The 14,047-nt window shown below is 44.2% G+C and carries 20 protein-coding genes and 2 pseudogenes; 5 read left to right on the top strand and 17 right to left on the bottom strand.

The genetic code is table 11. The features are described from left to right. Positions 1–57: 57 nt before the first annotated feature. The 3 genes from FCR06_RS21695 to iscB all read left to right on the top strand — a co-directional run bounded on the left by FCR06_RS21695 (position 58) and on the right by iscB (position 4,496). Positions 58–1,902, top strand: coding sequence for a tetratricopeptide repeat protein (locus FCR06_RS21695; protein ID WP_138503410.1), 1,845 nt, complete (start codon positions 58–60; stop codon positions 1,900–1,902). Between the two features lie 1,529 nt (positions 1,903–3,431). Beyond that, on the top strand, positions 3,432–3,698 hold the full coding sequence (locus FCR06_RS33700) for an RRXRR domain-containing protein (RefSeq protein ID WP_262984696.1): 267 nt from the start codon (positions 3,432–3,434) through the stop codon (positions 3,696–3,698). Positions 3,699–3,752: 54 nt separating this feature from the next. Further along, positions 3,753–4,496 (top strand): RNA-guided endonuclease IscB, encoded by a 744-nt coding sequence (gene iscB / locus FCR06_RS21685; protein ID WP_262984695.1) that lies wholly within the window; start codon positions 3,753–3,755, stop codon positions 4,494–4,496. Between the two features lie 44 nt (positions 4,497–4,540). Here the strand turns inward: iscB and FCR06_RS21680 are convergent, their stop codons facing one another. Together FCR06_RS21680 and FCR06_RS21675 are read right to left on the bottom strand one after the other, a co-directional pair. After that, positions 4,541–4,867 carry a hypothetical protein gene (locus tag FCR06_RS21680; protein WP_138503408.1) on the bottom strand — a complete coding sequence of 109 codons (327 nt, stop codon included), beginning with the start codon at positions 4,865–4,867 and terminating at the stop codon, positions 4,541–4,543. Positions 4,868–4,993: 126 nt separating this feature from the next. Beyond that, positions 4,994–5,308: a hypothetical protein gene (locus FCR06_RS21675; RefSeq protein ID WP_138503406.1), complete on the bottom strand. Its 315-nt coding sequence runs from the start codon at positions 5,306–5,308 to the stop codon at positions 4,994–4,996. 538 nt (positions 5,309–5,846) lie between these two features. Between FCR06_RS21675 and FCR06_RS21670 the strand changes: the two genes are divergently transcribed. After that, entirely contained in the window at positions 5,847–6,071 is a 225-nt protein-coding gene (locus tag FCR06_RS21670) for a hypothetical protein (protein WP_138503404.1), read from the top strand. Positions 6,072–6,126: 55 nt separating this feature from the next. Here the strand turns inward: FCR06_RS21670 and FCR06_RS21665 are convergent, their stop codons facing one another. The 5 genes from FCR06_RS21665 to FCR06_RS21645 all read right to left on the bottom strand — a co-directional run bounded on the left by FCR06_RS21665 (position 6,127) and on the right by FCR06_RS21645 (position 8,701). Next, the gene (locus tag FCR06_RS21665; RefSeq protein ID WP_138503402.1) at positions 6,127–6,606 is read right to left on the bottom strand and encodes a hypothetical protein; all 480 of its coding nucleotides are present in this window, start codon (positions 6,604–6,606) and stop codon (positions 6,127–6,129) included. A gap of 115 nt (positions 6,607–6,721) precedes the next feature. Beyond that, positions 6,722–6,997 carry a hypothetical protein gene (locus FCR06_RS21660; RefSeq protein WP_138503400.1) on the bottom strand — a complete coding sequence of 92 codons (276 nt, stop codon included), beginning with the start codon at positions 6,995–6,997 and terminating at the stop codon, positions 6,722–6,724. Between the two features lie 92 nt (positions 6,998–7,089). Then, positions 7,090–7,791, bottom strand: a complete 702-nt coding sequence (locus FCR06_RS21655) for a hypothetical protein (RefSeq protein WP_138503398.1) — start codon at positions 7,789–7,791, stop codon at positions 7,090–7,092. Positions 7,792–7,855: 64 nt separating this feature from the next. After that, on the bottom strand, positions 7,856–8,281 hold the full coding sequence (locus FCR06_RS21650) for a hypothetical protein (protein WP_138503396.1): 426 nt from the start codon (positions 8,279–8,281) through the stop codon (positions 7,856–7,858). Then, on the bottom strand, positions 8,282–8,701 hold the full coding sequence (locus FCR06_RS21645; RefSeq protein ID WP_138503394.1) for a hypothetical protein: 420 nt from the start codon (positions 8,699–8,701) through the stop codon (positions 8,282–8,284). On the opposite strand from FCR06_RS21645, the pseudogene FCR06_RS21640 reads away from it, so the two are divergent. After that, a pseudogene (locus FCR06_RS21640) lies at positions 8,682–9,376 on the top strand (IS1 family transposase). The gene FCR06_RS21645 and the pseudogene FCR06_RS21640 sit on opposite strands and share 20 nt — an antisense overlap. Positions 9,377–9,452: 76 nt before the next feature. On the opposite strand, the pseudogene FCR06_RS33695 reads toward FCR06_RS21640, so the two are convergent. From FCR06_RS33695 to FCR06_RS21595, 10 genes and pseudogenes are all read right to left on the bottom strand, one after another. After that, a pseudogene (locus tag FCR06_RS33695) lies at positions 9,453–10,195 on the bottom strand (IS630 family transposase); the annotation flags it as partial. A gap of 70 nt (positions 10,196–10,265) precedes the next feature. Next, positions 10,266–10,697, bottom strand: coding sequence for a hypothetical protein (locus tag FCR06_RS21625; protein ID WP_138503389.1), 432 nt, complete (start codon positions 10,695–10,697; stop codon positions 10,266–10,268). 50 nt (positions 10,698–10,747) lie between these two features. Further along, a complete protein-coding gene (locus FCR06_RS21620) occupies positions 10,748–11,071 on the bottom strand; it encodes a hypothetical protein (protein ID WP_138503386.1) in 324 nt (107 codons plus the stop codon). A 388-nt stretch (positions 11,072–11,459) separates the two neighbouring features. Continuing rightward, a complete protein-coding gene (locus FCR06_RS21615) occupies positions 11,460–11,819 on the bottom strand; it encodes a hypothetical protein (protein WP_138503384.1) in 360 nt (119 codons plus the stop codon). A gap of 79 nt (positions 11,820–11,898) precedes the next feature. Continuing rightward, a complete protein-coding gene (locus FCR06_RS21610) occupies positions 11,899–12,135 on the bottom strand; it encodes a hypothetical protein (protein WP_138503382.1) in 237 nt (78 codons plus the stop codon). 4 nt (positions 12,136–12,139) lie between these two features. Beyond that, positions 12,140–12,436, bottom strand: coding sequence for a hypothetical protein (locus FCR06_RS33690; protein WP_223280226.1), 297 nt, complete (start codon positions 12,434–12,436; stop codon positions 12,140–12,142). Positions 12,437–12,449: 13 nt separating this feature from the next. Then, complete coding sequence (locus tag FCR06_RS33685; protein WP_223280225.1) at positions 12,450–12,614, bottom strand: hypothetical protein; 165 nt, start codon at positions 12,612–12,614, stop codon at positions 12,450–12,452. A 148-nt stretch (positions 12,615–12,762) separates the two neighbouring features. Continuing rightward, the gene (locus tag FCR06_RS33680; protein WP_223280224.1) at positions 12,763–12,879 is read right to left on the bottom strand and encodes a helix-turn-helix domain-containing protein; all 117 of its coding nucleotides are present in this window, start codon (positions 12,877–12,879) and stop codon (positions 12,763–12,765) included. Beyond that, positions 12,872–12,919, bottom strand: a complete 48-nt coding sequence (locus FCR06_RS33675; RefSeq protein WP_262984697.1) for a hypothetical protein — start codon at positions 12,917–12,919, stop codon at positions 12,872–12,874. The genes FCR06_RS33680 and FCR06_RS33675 overlap by 8 nt, the downstream gene beginning before the upstream one ends. A gap of 278 nt (positions 12,920–13,197) precedes the next feature. Beyond that, positions 13,198–13,974 carry an isochorismatase family protein gene (locus FCR06_RS21595; RefSeq protein WP_138503380.1) on the bottom strand — a complete coding sequence of 259 codons (777 nt, stop codon included), beginning with the start codon at positions 13,972–13,974 and terminating at the stop codon, positions 13,198–13,200. Positions 13,975–14,047: the final 73 nt, after the last annotated feature.

Raw genomic sequence — 14,047 nt, 5'->3', positions numbered from 1 at the left:
CCTCACTCCCCCACTCCCAGACTAGAATTAGAATTGACGTGACTCCTAGTAGCTAAAGTGTCAGACTCTCTGCCATTGCGCGATCGCTATCTTGCCTTAATCGATGAAATTGTCGAAACCACCCTCAAGGGCAAAATTAGCTCTGTGGAACAGGTGTATCAAATGCTGGTTAAAGGTATCACTTCCGGTACAGGGGAAGTGTTTGAGCTAGCTTTGAGCGATCGCTTGAATGTTCACCAAGGCCAAGTCGATAGCGAAAAAGACGAACTCAAAAAAGCGAAAGCGACTCGAAGTTTGAGAGCTATTAAAACCATTCAAACTCAATGGCAACGTTGGCAAGAGCAAAACAAAGCTACCGAAGCGATCGCCTCAGCCCTTACAGAAATTACTACAGCTTCTCCTAATGAGCGTCTGGCAGCATTTGTGCGTGTTATTGACCCAAATCAAAAGTATCCTCTAAATTTGCCCCAATTACAGCAGTTATCAAAATCATTACAGCAATTTGCCCAGGTAGATGCTGATTTACAACAATTTTCTGATGGTATTACCCGTGGTTTAGCTTCTTGGCAACGCCTCCAAGACAATTTGCTCAGTTGGATGTATGAGCAAAGAGAATCTTTGGGATTTGGTGGTGTACCTGGCGAACGTGGCCCTTGGGCAAGTTGGGCGAAGCAACTTAATAGTGAATTACCCCAAGCACTGTTTCGCACCTTAGCGATGGAGGAATCTGCAATTCAATTTGCCGAACAGCAACGGGCTATCACCCTTAAAGATTGGGTAGAAATGGCGTTGATTCTACAATATTTGCAACGAGGCTTAATTAACTGGTTTGACCAACAAGCTTACGATGTTAAAGCAGGGCCAAATTTGTCCATTTCTACTTTTTTGACCTTTGCAGTAATTTGGAGTCAGTTAGCAAGTGGTTTTCAAACCATTGGTGCAGCATATAGCGATGCTTGTTCTCAAATTATGCTGCAAATTCTGCGAACCTTTGCCCAACGTTCATATTTTCCGCTTTACGGTGGCATTTTCGCCTCATTTTCTGGCAGTTATCTCCGGAATGCTCTAGATTATTTGGATGAACCGTTGCGATATGTGCAGGGAACCCAAGAAAAAGCGCGGATTTTGACACTATTAGGTTATTCTCAACGTGCTTTGGGACAATATCAGCGCTCTGTAGACTTTCATCAGCAAGCGTTGGAGATATCGAGGAGTGCAGGCGATAGGCCTTGTGAAATTGCCAATCTCAACCACCTCAGCCGTACCTACGTCCAACAGCAAAATTATGCCGAAGCAATAAATTACAGTCAACGAGCATTAATATTGAGTCGGCAAGCAGGTGATAGAACAGGGGAAGCAAACGCGCTGGTAAATTTAGGTTACAGCGAAGTTATGCAGGCTCAGCAGTTGGAAAACTTAGAACCAGAAACTTATGAGTCAGCAATTAACTATTTGGAACAAGGTTTAAAGTTGTCAGAAAAATTAGGAGATATTCCAAGTAAAGCCTTATGTTTCAGCAGCTTAGGAATTGCCTATTTAGTTATTGGACAACACCAAACGGCAATTAAATACCTCGAAGATGGTTTTAAAATAGCACAATTTTCTGGTGATTTATATCTTCAAGGACGGAATTTAGCTTATTTAGCTGAAGGTTATTATCATCTACAAAATGTCGAGAAAACTATCTATACAGGTAGCTTAGGAATGTATCTTTTGAACCAAATTGGTTCTCGTGAATGGCGTCAACCAGCAGGGTTACTGACAATTTTACAGGGACAAATAGGGACGGAAGATTTCCAAAAATTATTACAGCAACATCGTTCTAAAATTATTGTACTTATTGGTGTAGATGGATATGATTACATCCCAAATCTGTTAGAAATATACAAGCAAGATATATAGGATGTTAGTACAAGTGTGTTACCCTATAAATTTTCTCTAGTTTACGCAATTATAAAGCGCTATAATTGCATTTTGATGATAATTAATATTAGTTCCAAGGAACTAAGTAAGTTGGTGCAATAAAACCAAACTATGTGAATAAAAGTAAGTAAGACTCAAGCTATTTCTCCCCCTGTTCCCTGCCTTACCCCAACAATAATTATTTACGCCAACCTACTTATTGGCGCTAATGTTTTGGGGAAACATGCCACAAACACATAGACCGCCCTTTTAGTATACCACTTCTCTCACATTCAGCGTTTTCAATCGCCTATTGACTGCTTCAAGAGTCTATTTTATTGAGCTAAATTTGCATTGAATCTCTCTGGCAGTTAACTATATTTCAGGCTAATTTAGCACAATTTTAATATGCTAAATCATCAGAGTGGGGTATCAGAAAAAAATCAAAAACCCTTAGTTTTATGGGTTTTGGGCTTAAGCCAGCAATCAGATTTGAACTGATGACCTTCCGATTTAGAATGTTAGATGAATTATCAGCAATTGGTTGATTTAGTTAAACAATTGGATATGCGTCCAACGTACGACAAACCAAGTTCATGCGGAAGATTTTACTCGCTCCAAAGAACATGCAGTAAAGAGAAAACCGCAGAATTTTTCAAGTTAGGATGTCCTGTTGGTGAGCCTAATGAATAAACTTGCTCCCAGTCAAGTAGCAACTGCAAAAATGTGAAAAGTTTTTTATCAAATGAAGGTAGCTATATTCCATTTTTTAAATTATTGCAGCTTCTTGTTATGGCATCTAATATTGAATCTAGAAGTTTTATTAATTAGGCGAAATTGAGATAATCCTTATGCTATTAGTACGGTGAATGGAACTTTTAGCCTTCTGAGCAGTAATAAATTCTACTGCACCAAGTGAGACCGCCGCTGCTATATGAAGCGCATCCATTGCCCCTAGCCCTGATTGGCTGGCCTCTATATGATAAGCATTGTGAATAATTTCGTGCAGATTTGTTGCCCAGTGTAAGACGCTATTAAAATGTTCTTCATAAAACGGACTTCAGCGATTCTCTCATTGTAAATTGCCTTAGGAAGTACTTCTAATTTCAAAAAAATACTTGACGCAAATTCTCAAAGATCCCAGTCGAGAATTTGCATCGCCATTTCAGAAATAGGATCTTCTCCTCGTGCAGTTACAATCAAAACTCCTGAGTCTATGAAGGTGCGAATCATCTAAGATTTTCCTGGTACCCACCTCTGCGATGTATTCGTCTAAAACCCCATCAAGCCAGTCGCATATCTCCTCTGGAGATTTGTTTTTACAGGTTTTACGACGTATTACGTCTACCACGTCTTCTAAATACCCGTATTCACGCTCTTCGTTTTCGGGGTCAATATAAAAAATCTTGCGGTTAGAAAAATCTCTTTTGATTCTGAGTAATGCCTCACCAACAATCGAACCAGGGTCAACTCAAAGTTGACCCTGGTTCTAAAACACTGGACTAGCACTGGTACAGGATGACAAGGTTGTGTGGGGTGCTGAACTCACGCACAGAGGGCAACAAATCAAAAACGACCTAGAGTCACGTCGCGCCATCCGCAGGGGAAGACGCAGCTGCAATACTCGCTACCGCAAAGCCCGATTTCTAAACCGTGCTCGTCCTGATGGGTGGCTACCACCAAGTCTCAACTCTAGAGTTGAAAATATTCTGACTTTGACAAGGAGATTGAGAAAACTTGCCCCAATAAAAGGGATGTCTCATGAGTTGGTCAAGTTTGACACCCAAGTAATATAAAATCCAGAAATATCAGGAGTTGAATATCAACAGGGTGAGCTTGCTGGTTATGAGGTGCGCGAGTATTTGTTAGAAAAGTGGGGGAGAAAATGCGCTTATTGTGGTGCGGGCAATATCTCACTAGAAATCGAACACATTCACCCCAAAAGTCGAGGTGGGAGCAATCGCGTTTCTAACCTGACTCTGGCTTGCCACGCTTGTAATCAAGCCAAAGGGAACCGAGATGTTAAAGATTTTTTGGCAGATCAACCCGATGTGCTAGCGTGTATTTTAAAACAGGCAAAGCAACCGTTAAAAGACGCGGCGGCAGTCAATTCGACTAGATGGGCATTGTACAACAGACTGCAAGCGACTGGACTGCCCGTGGAAGTGGGTACTGGAGGTAGAACCAAGTTTAACCGCACTCGACTTAACCTACCTAAAACCCATTGGCTAGATGCTGCTTGTGTTGGTGTTATGGAGGCATTGCGGGTCTTAATTACTCAACCATTGCTGATAACAGCAAAAGGATGGGGTACGCGTCAGATGTGCTTCACCAATAAATATGGTTTTCCAATCAGGCATCGTACCAGACAAAAATCATTCTTTGGCTTTCAGTCTGGTGACATGGTTCGCGCTATTCTCCCTACTGGTAAATTTGCGGGAGTGCATGTAGGGCGAGTAGTTGTTCGCGCTACTGGGGTTTTTGAAATGGTCACGAGTAAAGGCAAAGTTAGTCCAGTGAGACACAAGTATTATGAATTAATTCACAAAGTCGATGGTTACAGTTATGCTGTTAGTCCACCTTTGTCTAATTAATTAGCCATTAAAGGAACGCCAATTACCCCTTCATGAAAAATTTTTCATGACTCGTTTTCCATTGGATCGTTCCTACCAATTCCAAGCGATCGCAATTTGAGTCTCACGTCTTCCACTTCAGTTCCACAAAAGTAATATTTTTTATTGCGAAGGTCTGCTAAATAATAACCAGCTTTGTCACCATTTATTTTACGTAGTTCAACAGCAACTTGAAGCTTGCTAATACCATACAGAAGCTCAAGGTCGCTCATGTCAACAGCGAATGGTAGAGATGTGTAAAATAATTCGCCTTTTTTAAATAACCATCCGTTAGAGACGCGCTCAACGATGCGGTAATAATCGGGATGATAAACAGTTGTGTCTGTGCTCATTTGTTAAATGATATCAAAGTGCGATCGCTTCTCTATGAATTAGTCGAAAAAGAATAGCGATGCCTGCGGCGAGCTGCGCCAACGCATTAATCTATCAACAATGCGATCGCCCTCCTGAAAAATTTTTCACAAACTATTTTCCATCGGGTCATCCCTGCCAATTCCAAGCGATCGCAATTTTTCTCGCACTGCTTTGACATCGATACCGCAATAATAAAATTGCTTTTGTTTTAGATCCCCGATGCAATACCCTGCCTTATTATCACTAGCTCGAAATAGCCCTGTTACAAGCTCTTGGCGTGAAATATTGTATTTGCGAATAGCAAATTCTAAATCTGGCGGCTCGCCATGCGGATTGTAAAACGAGCTTCCCAAAATGTGCTGCCAGCGACCTTGTTGATGATGAAAAATTCTCAAGTTACTCGGAATGCAAATATTCATTGTTGTAATATAAATGAAGAACTAAGGAAACCAGTAGCCCCTAGTGGCGCTTGGGGCTACTGGCTAGGTGTTAGGACGGATCATTCCTCGTCGTCTGATTCAGACAACTTCTTGTCGATTTCATCCATCACATCCTTGGCGGTGAGTACGTCTTCCCGGTCCCCCGTTTCCGGATCAACCTTGAACCTATCCCACTAATAAGATTTATGCTACAAAGCTTAAGTTGATTGAGAACTAAAAATGAAAAATCAAGGTTTTGAAGCACATTTTATGACAACGATTAGGGATTTTTAGAATAGTGGGATAGGTTCCTTGTAAAAAACGTCCGAGTCATCGACAACTCGTTGGTACTCAACCTCCGGGTTGTACTGACTGTGTCCGTTACCGGATTGTGTCATATTCCTCCTTTAGTTTTTTAGGTTCAGCGTGGAGGTTTCTGCCCTCCACACTTTATCATATCCCGGTTAACCGCGAATATCAATAATTTGACCAAATATTTTTTGGGGATTATCATGGGATAAAACCCGGTTAACCAGCAATGAGTAATCCCATTCCAGTACAATCAGAAGAGTTTAAAGAATATCAATTCAAAGGCTATACGGAGGAATTGACTGAGCCTTTGGCAAAGAAGGTAACGGGTTTGAAGTTACCACAGAGCATCCACGATGCCCTACACGCACTTCCTCAAGAAGAGAGAGTAAGATATTTGCGGCGAATTATCACTGAAGCGGTGAGACGAGACTTCATTGACAACCAACGATGATATCAAAGTGCGTTGGCGCAGCCCGCCGCAGGCATCGCCCTTCATGGAAAATTTTTCATGAGGCATTATGCAAAATAATGCAAGCCTTCAAATTATGATTTGGGTTTTGCAATTCCCCTTGAATTCTTTGTTTTAGCAGTCCAAGCCAGTCAACTCGTTCCATCTGGTTTTGCCACGAGAGGGAAGGATTTTTAAAGCTTGCTATTAGCGATAATGGCACTAATGCCACTCCTGCAACAGCGCGGCGGGGCGCGAGTTCCCGAAGTGATGAGTTTTGGCAAAATCCTTCGAGGTCAACATCCCAAATGCCAATAGGATTGCTGCTGCCATTGGGAAAAACGCGCCAGACCGCAAAGCGATGTGTAAGCGGATAAGTGTTCGCTGGAATTTCGATAATGGTGCCCTGGAATTCCCCAAGCACTTCTCCATGTAGGTCTGGGAGATAATCAAGGGTAATGAGGTAGTCAAATCCACCTTGTAGTGGAACAATCCGATACGTAGAAATTCCGCCCTTGATCGATCTCTCAAGTCGCAATACGGCGCAATGTTTTCCGTACCAGCGTTTGATGATTTTTGGGGAGTTGCGACGTTTTTTCGAGTGAGGGAAGAATCGTTTAATCCAGCACTGTAATCGTTTGAGCCATCCCACATCACTCAGGCTCCTTCGAGGTTAAAATTTTCCCCACAGCAAGGGCGATCGCATCTGTAGGAAGTCCCAAAATCGCAGCGATTAAAATAACACAGGGTAAGAAAATTTGGGTATTGAGTTCGCGGGTGGCGACGCTAGCTTCAAACTCGCTTTTGGAATTGATTTTAAATTGCACATTGACGGATTGACTGGCAATGATGCTGGTGAGGGCGATCGCAAATAAATAGCTATATCCCTTGCCAAGGCGAGAATCTTTTGAAGGTGGAGTGATAGCCATTTTTTGGCAAGGTGAGGTGTACGAAATCAAAATTCCCAAATAAAAAGCGCTCTACTTTGAAAGAGCGCTCTTGTCTTGCTGACAATACTTTTTTAACTCAACGAATACCGTGTAATTGTTGGTGAGCCTTGTCCCATAAAGGTACAGGTAAGAGTCAAGATGGCCGTCGATGTCATGTTTTTTTGCATGTTCATTACTACAGTCGCACCCTTCAAGCCATCGCCTTTAGCGTATCCAGCCGGTGGTGCATCTTCTTGCCACACAAAAACTTCTCTGCCTGAAACAGCATTAGCAGCTGCGTAAAATACTCGACGGAAGGCTTCATCATCACTAAGTAAATTCGCAGTCCAAGGAATTTCCCAAGATTGCCCTGTAACCGCTCCATCTTTGTAGCCGAGTGGGTCTTCAAATACGAGTACGTCGGTTCTATCCGAGTTGATATTCGCATTTAACTGAGTACCGCCAAGCAATCTCAATTTTGCTGTGTATTGAGCCGCAGACGAGCTACCCGTCAAACCGACTGTAGCTGGTTCAATTTGCAATGAGGTGGCGCCAAGTTTGGCATCTTTAGCTAAGTAAACTGTTAATTTATCTGTGCCGTTATCAAAGGTTAAAGGTGTGCCACCTGCAATCGGGCCCGTCAAGGCAGTTACAGTAATGCTGGTTGCACCACTGGCAATGGCGGCTGAAGTAGTCACACTAACATCGGTTGGTTCGGTGCGATCGCCTAGTGGTAACAACGCCACATAAAGCTTTACCTTATTACCCGCACCAACTTGAAAAGTCTTAGACATTCTAATCTCCGGAGATTCTGATCCGGGCTAGGGTTCCCTGACTTCCCAATCTGTTAGAAAAATTTTACATTGTTCCACCGTTAGTAACTTGTCGTTGGAGGGCATTGGCGAGACTCTTTCTATTAAGTAATCGTTGGGTAAATCGCCACACAAAAGCCCAATTACTTCCACAAGATGTTCCTGGCAGTTCAGTGCCATCTTGTAGCGTTGCACCATCGTGAACAATGGTAGCGTGGTCAGATTCCCATTCGTATTCTGCGGCGTCCCGTGTGCGGCTGATTACAAGAGAGTCAATCAGTTCTTCGGTGTCAACGCGATCGCGGGGACTTCCTACTGTTTCCCCGTTTTTGCGGACTGTCTCACGCGGCCATTCCCATATTGGAGATGCGATCGCATTTTGAAACGCCTCTCCCTGTACCTCGACTACCACATCAAAGGCTTGATTGATGATGGAGTTTAATTTTGATTGGTTGATGTTAATTTTGCCCATTTAAAGTATTTTTAATTTATACAAATTATCTACAATCTGACGCATACAAGAGCCAATGCAGTAAGCTAATTTTTCTTCATTTTCGTCAATTTGGTCGGTCAGTTGCAACTGCTGAATCAATCGAAGATAGCTAGTTGCCATGTGGACAGCTTCATGAGAAATGCACTCGCTACCTAAACATTCTTTGTAAAACAAAACATTACCTACCTTTGGAGCCGTGATTTGTTCATCTCCTTCATATCTGTAGCGCCAAATAGGAAGTGTAATTGCTCCATATCCACCGTTTCCATCCTTCTTCCAAGGCGAAAGTTTAGCTCCGGCTTGCCACATCGCAGCTTTGGTTTCAAAGACATGGACATGAGGCGTTGCATAATAGAGGGATGAGTTGAGGCTATCTACTGTGCATTGTCCATACTGCAAGTCCACCAGGGTTAGAAAAAATAGTAAGCGTCGAGGTAAACTCTCATCACATTTGTGTTGATTGCGAGCGCCAATTTATAGATGTCTACAATCCACCAAAAGGGTATCCAGATGAAGTCAAGGAAAGCTGTTTGCGACCGGATGTAAAGGGTATGGGATTTAGGGCAATTGAGCGCGATAAAGAGGTTCATCACACAACTGTAATTAACTGGGTAAAACAAGTTGGCTCTATGCTTCCAGACGCTCCACCGATTGAGGAAATACCATTAGTTGGTGAGCTTGATGAGTTAGAAACTTTTATTGGCTCAAAAAAAACTGTTAGGTGGCTATGGACAGCAGTAAATCACTTTCGTAAAAATATCCTAGCTTGGGTATTGGCAGACCACAGTGCAGAAACATTTCAGCCTTTATGGGATATTGTTAGACTCTGGCAATGCTATTTTTATGTCAGTGATGGATTGGAAGGTTTACGCGAGTTTTATCAATCCAGGAGACCATATTCTCAGCAAAACATGTATGACCAGGGTTGAAGGAGAAAATACAAGGCTTAGTCACTACCTCGCACGTCTACACCGAAAGACATTATGTTATTCAAAAACAGTAGATATGCTTAAACACTCAGTTTATTTATTACTTCATTACTTGAAGTATAGACAAATACCTGTGTTTGGCTAATTCATCCCGCATTTATGCAACGCCCAACTTTTTATAACTGCAACAGATACCACAAAAAAAGCGATCGCTATTATCAACGCCGCTGCGTTACCTCTACGTGCCGCCAAGCACCTAATGGCTCGAAAAACATGAATAAGTTGCAGACCCCATTACGTTCATATTGGTAGTCATATCGCTGTTTTTTTCCTAGTTCGGCAGGTATTAGTTCAATTTTTTCGGCGATTAGTTGCTTACTGGTTTCATCAAAACAAACAAACGGATGATTTGGGTCATAGGGACGAGTGTACACATCTAAGACATCTTCCATGCAACAGACAAATTCTGCATTGCCTTGAGGCGGAATTACCCACGATTTACTTAACCACGGCTTGAGTTCGTTTTTTTTAGGGTTTGACGCACGGTTTCATGAGATATTTTTTCTACATAACCTAATTCCACCATTTGCTGTGCCAGCATTCGCATTGTCCAATGCCCCTGTCCCGTTGGTGGTTCACTACAAGTTAAAGCAATTAGGTGGGCTTCAAGACTTCCATCTAAACAACGTGGCTTGCGGTTATTTTGCGGTTTTCGGCTTAACGCGCCCTCTAGTCCCTGCTCTACTAACCGCTGTCTCACTCGTTCAATAGTGGCAACACTAATATTCAACGCTTGGCTGATGGCCTCATCCTTCCAACCCCCTTCTACTCGGTTAGTGTCTGCCAAGAGCATAATCCTTGCATGGTTCACCTTGTAGGCGGCAGCCTTTCCTTTTTTAGTCAATTCCTCTAGGTGCGCGCGCTCTTCATCTGTCAAGGTGACAATGTACTTTTTCTTCGGCATCAGTGCTTAGTGTCTTTTGAGGCTATTGCTTTTAGATTATTTTCCCTGACTTTATCCCTCAATTCAAACTTTACAGAGTACTAGAGTGAATGGCGTGAAAATACTTGTAATATTTATCAGGATTCCAAAAGGCGCACACTATGCAAATTCGGTCTTTCCCCACACCCTGTCCCTTTTTCCACATGACGTCAAAAGTCAGATCATTAACAACTGGCTGTAGCAGCACCACACCTTCACCAATCCACGCAAGGGGAGTACACGGATCGCTATTACCGGACTTGACTAACTTATCAATAGGTGCTATAAACACTACCCACCCCGGCAATTTACCTGCATCAGCCAAGGCGAAGAAAGCATTGGCTGCAACGCTTGAAATCCTTCCCCTTTCATCTTCAGTAGGCGTGAAGTAGAAAAAATCACTGGGTTTGGCGGCTTCCGATTTGGGATCGCGATTACTATTTACAAAGCAGCTGGTGAGAGTGGCGATTCCCAGCTCTGTCAAATGCAACTCTTCTCGGTGCAATTTCGCCCCATAGTACAGTGCTTGGAGAATTACCCAGGTTGGCTGGTCGCCAAATCTTCTTTCGCTAAATCTTTCTTCCTACGGCCAGTATCGTCGGACTCGCCAGTAAATTTCTGTCCAGTCTGGGTCTCGTTGGTCGTCGGAAAGTTTCCCAGTTCTTCTTCAGTGACTTGAACTGCTACTACATCCGCCCAGCCAGACTCTTCATTCCTAGCAAATTCAATCACCAAGTCTAATAACTGCGCATGAATTTGATTTGGCTCACCAGTATTTTCCACTTGCCAGTTGGGCACTAATCGCCGAATTATTACTGTAGCCAGCACCAAATCCCGTGAAGAAGAATTTTCCGACATCCAGTGAGTGACTGCTTGCGATCGCCCTCATCCTTCAGCCCCTATTTCCATGCCAAAATCCCACAATCTAAGCTGTATCAAGCTTTCATCCGTCACTGGCACGGATCGTTTTTTCTTTTTTCTTTGCGAAGGCTGTTGAGGTGCGAATGGGGCTTGCAATTGCCCCAGTCCGCGCGATGGTGGAACGCCGGCCTTCGGCGATCGGGAAGCATATTCAGCTTCCGGTGCTAGTTGTCTAGCTTCCACCTGCATCGAAGGCGTATCGCCCCCCTTCAGTGGCATAAGCTTCCACGCCCAAGCGCGGTACCTCCCTGAAACCAGGAAACTTGAATTCAGTAGGTGGTTTCGTGAAGCGTTGGTATCTGCTTGCTGCACAATTCTAAAGGCTCTACAACTTTGGAAAGTGAACATACCCATTATTGCTGTCTGGCAGCCTTTCTGGTTTTAGCTCTTTATTAACGCCTCCAGTATTTTTGTTTACTAGAGTTTTGATTTTGTCGGATTTGCTTTTAAACTTTGGTTTTTTGGCTGGATGTTTTGGGTCGGAATAAGCTTTCCATGCGTTCTTTAATGAGTCCGCAGTCCCACTCTTGAAACGGCTAGGTATATCTCTCAGCCATTCGGGAATGCGATCGCTTCTATAAAATTCACTACTTGCAAATTTTTGCGGATCTTTAATATCCCTACATGTGCGAATTTCACAATATTTATAACCAGCTTTGGTCTTGCGAACGCCACAGCCTACCAATTTACCGTTCTTCCATTTGAGTTTTAGGCTGTCGGGAAGAGGGCGATCTAGCTTCTCTCTCCATCGGCGTTGTTGAGCTTCAAAGCGAAGTTCCAGCCCCCTGATTCCATATCCACTTCAGGCTTTGAAGCCATAAGTTAATTGTTTGTGCTTGGGCAACGGTTGGATATAGCTTACTTTCAATCGTTTTCATAGGGAAAGGCAGAAGGCAGAAGGCAGAAGGCAGGAGGCAGAAGGCTAAGAAAAAGGCAGGAGGGTTAATCATTTTCTTTTGCTGCTTCAGATTTGCGATCGCTGCTTGGCTAGTGCCGACCATTCCGTTAATGGAACAAGTTTGCGACCATGCTCATCGCATTATTAATAGCTTGAGCATTGGCTTGGCTACTTTGCGATAATGCATTTAGTTGTACTTGCACTAAATCAACTGTAGGCATGGAGCTTGCTAGTTGCACGTATAGCCTTAGTAACAAATCTGGATCGATTACAGCTAGTCCATTGGTCTGTACGTAAGCGTTTCTTGTAACTATCAAAATTGGTTGACCCTGGTAGAAAATGATAGGAGGATTAAGGCAATACAGGTTATATGGACTGTATAAACCATATTGACCTCCGTACATGCCATGTGGATTGCTAATGCTGTATAAACAAACCATATTGCGCTCCATACATACCATGTGGATTGCTGATTGAGTTTACATCATACTGATTATTCGATAACACTCCTAAAAATTGGTCATTCGCACCCCACAACTGACCAATGCCGTTAATGTCAACCAAAAAATCTAGAATTTGCATTAGTTCTTTTATAAATTAGTTTCTTCTCCAGTTTCAAAGCAGAGCCTTACAAAATGCCTCGGTGGCACTAGCGAACTATTTATGAAGAGATAGCGATCGCTCTTTAAGTGAAACTGAAGACAGAGTCAGGGGGTTAATAGTAGAAGGGTTAATCATCACCTTCTCCAATTTTTTCGTAACCAAATAAATCATTAGGAGTGCATTCTAAGGCATTGCACAACTTTGCAATTCTTTCAAACCACTCAACCCCGCTTCGGTTATTCATTCTCCCAATTGCGAACAGTAGTTTCTGTGACCCCTACCAAATCAGCTAATTGCCGTTGACGCAGCTATCTCGGCTCAATGCCAATTTACCAGTAGGCACGAGCGTGCCAAGTTTTTGCGCGCTGAACACGCAGACGGCGATCACCAAACAGTGCGCTGACGAGGCGGACAATACAGAGTTGTAGGAGTGGCTAGGTCACGCCAGTTTGGCTATGACCCACCTCCATTGGTGTAGGACAACACCGAAAAGCAACCCAATTCAGCAGGGCTGCTTTTTGACCATCCTGGCCTCTGCATGCATCAATAATGGCTGGGTTGCTTACTTCACCATGCCGAACGGGTCGGGCACCGTGTGCTGGTTGGCGTTGTTCCAGAAGTTCCCGATCACGAAGGCATACTCCGGCAGATTCTGGTTGAACGGGTCGAGCATGGCGTTGGAGGTGGGCAACTTCCAGTCGGCCTGCAACTCGCAGGCCAGCGCAAAGGTGGTCACCAACTCTGCGCCCGCGTTGCTCATGCGCGACATAGCCGCTTCCGCCTCGTAGCGGCTCCACCCGCCGCAAGCGTCCACGACCGGGAACACCTTGTAGCCGTCATTGAGCATGGAGAGCGTCGGGAACGCGCAGCAGGTGCCGATGGTCACGGCAGCGATGATGATGTGGCGGCGGCCCGTGCTTTCCACAAGGTCTTCAAGTGCCTTGCGGAAGGTCGGGTCCTCGTAGCAGTTGATGATGCCGGTCCGCCGGTAGATCGGCTGGTCGGGGAACAGCTCCTTGATCTCGGTTAGCGTGTCGCCGTTTTGCCACTGTGCATTGGAAGAGGTGATCAGGGTCGGGATGTTGAGTACCTTGGCCACGCGCGCTAGTCCGACGACGTTGCTCTTGTACTCGGACAGGGACACGAAGTCACGCACGCCGACCATGAGGCCGACCTGATGATCGACCAGCAGCATGATGCTGTTGTCCGGGGTCGGCTTGTCGTGGCCGTAGCGGCCGGCTTTGCGGGCCTCGTCAGCGGAGGTCTTGTTGGGTAGAACGCCGTCGGTGAGCGGGCTGAAGATGTCGGCAGGACCTTGTGGAGTGGATGGATTGCTCATGGTTGCCTTTCTTGTTTAGTAGATGGGTAAACGGATTTGGTTCTTTGGATCGGCACCGTGTGGGATACCGGAC

The sequence above is a fragment of the Nostoc sp. PA-18-2419 genome, assembly GCF_005869855.1.
Taxonomy (GTDB): Bacteria; Cyanobacteriota; Cyanobacteriia; order Cyanobacteriales; family Nostocaceae; genus Nostoc.
Note: the sequence above shows the minus strand (reverse complement) of the source record. Positions and strands in the feature narration are given on the sequence as shown.

Excerpts from the sequence above, each read along its gene's own strand:
- FCR06_RS21680 (WP_138503408.1), bottom strand. The coding sequence starts at position 4,867 with ATGAGCACAGACACAACTGTTTATCATCCCGATTATTACCGCATCGTT.
- FCR06_RS21675 (WP_138503406.1), bottom strand. The coding sequence starts at position 5,308 with ATGAATATTTGCATTCCGAGTAACTTGAGAATTTTTCATCATCAACAA.
- FCR06_RS21670 (WP_138503404.1), top strand. The coding sequence starts at position 5,847 with ATGAGTAATCCCATTCCAGTACAATCAGAAGAGTTTAAAGAATATCAA.
- FCR06_RS21660 (WP_138503400.1), bottom strand. The coding sequence starts at position 6,997 with ATGGCTATCACTCCACCTTCAAAAGATTCTCGCCTTGGCAAGGGATAT.
- FCR06_RS21655 (WP_138503398.1), bottom strand. The coding sequence starts at position 7,791 with ATGTCTAAGACTTTTCAAGTTGGTGCGGGTAATAAGGTAAAGCTTTAT.
- FCR06_RS21650 (WP_138503396.1), bottom strand. The coding sequence starts at position 8,281 with ATGGGCAAAATTAACATCAACCAATCAAAATTAAACTCCATCATCAAT.
- FCR06_RS21620 (WP_138503386.1), bottom strand. The coding sequence starts at position 11,071 with ATGTCGGAAAATTCTTCTTCACGGGATTTGGTGCTGGCTACAGTAATA.
- FCR06_RS21610 (WP_138503382.1), bottom strand. The coding sequence starts at position 12,135 with ATGGTCGGCACTAGCCAAGCAGCGATCGCAAATCTGAAGCAGCAAAAG.
- FCR06_RS33690 (WP_223280226.1), bottom strand. The coding sequence starts at position 12,436 with ATGTACGGAGGTCAATATGGTTTATACAGTCCATATAACCTGTATTGC.
- FCR06_RS33685 (WP_223280225.1), bottom strand. The coding sequence starts at position 12,614 with ATGCAAATTCTAGATTTTTTGGTTGACATTAACGGCATTGGTCAGTTG.
- FCR06_RS33680 (WP_223280224.1), bottom strand. The coding sequence starts at position 12,879 with ATGAATAACCGAAGCGGGGTTGAGTGGTTTGAAAGAATTGCAAAGTTG.
- FCR06_RS21595 (WP_138503380.1), bottom strand. The coding sequence starts at position 13,974 with ATGAGCAATCCATCCACTCCACAAGGTCCTGCCGACATCTTCAGCCCG.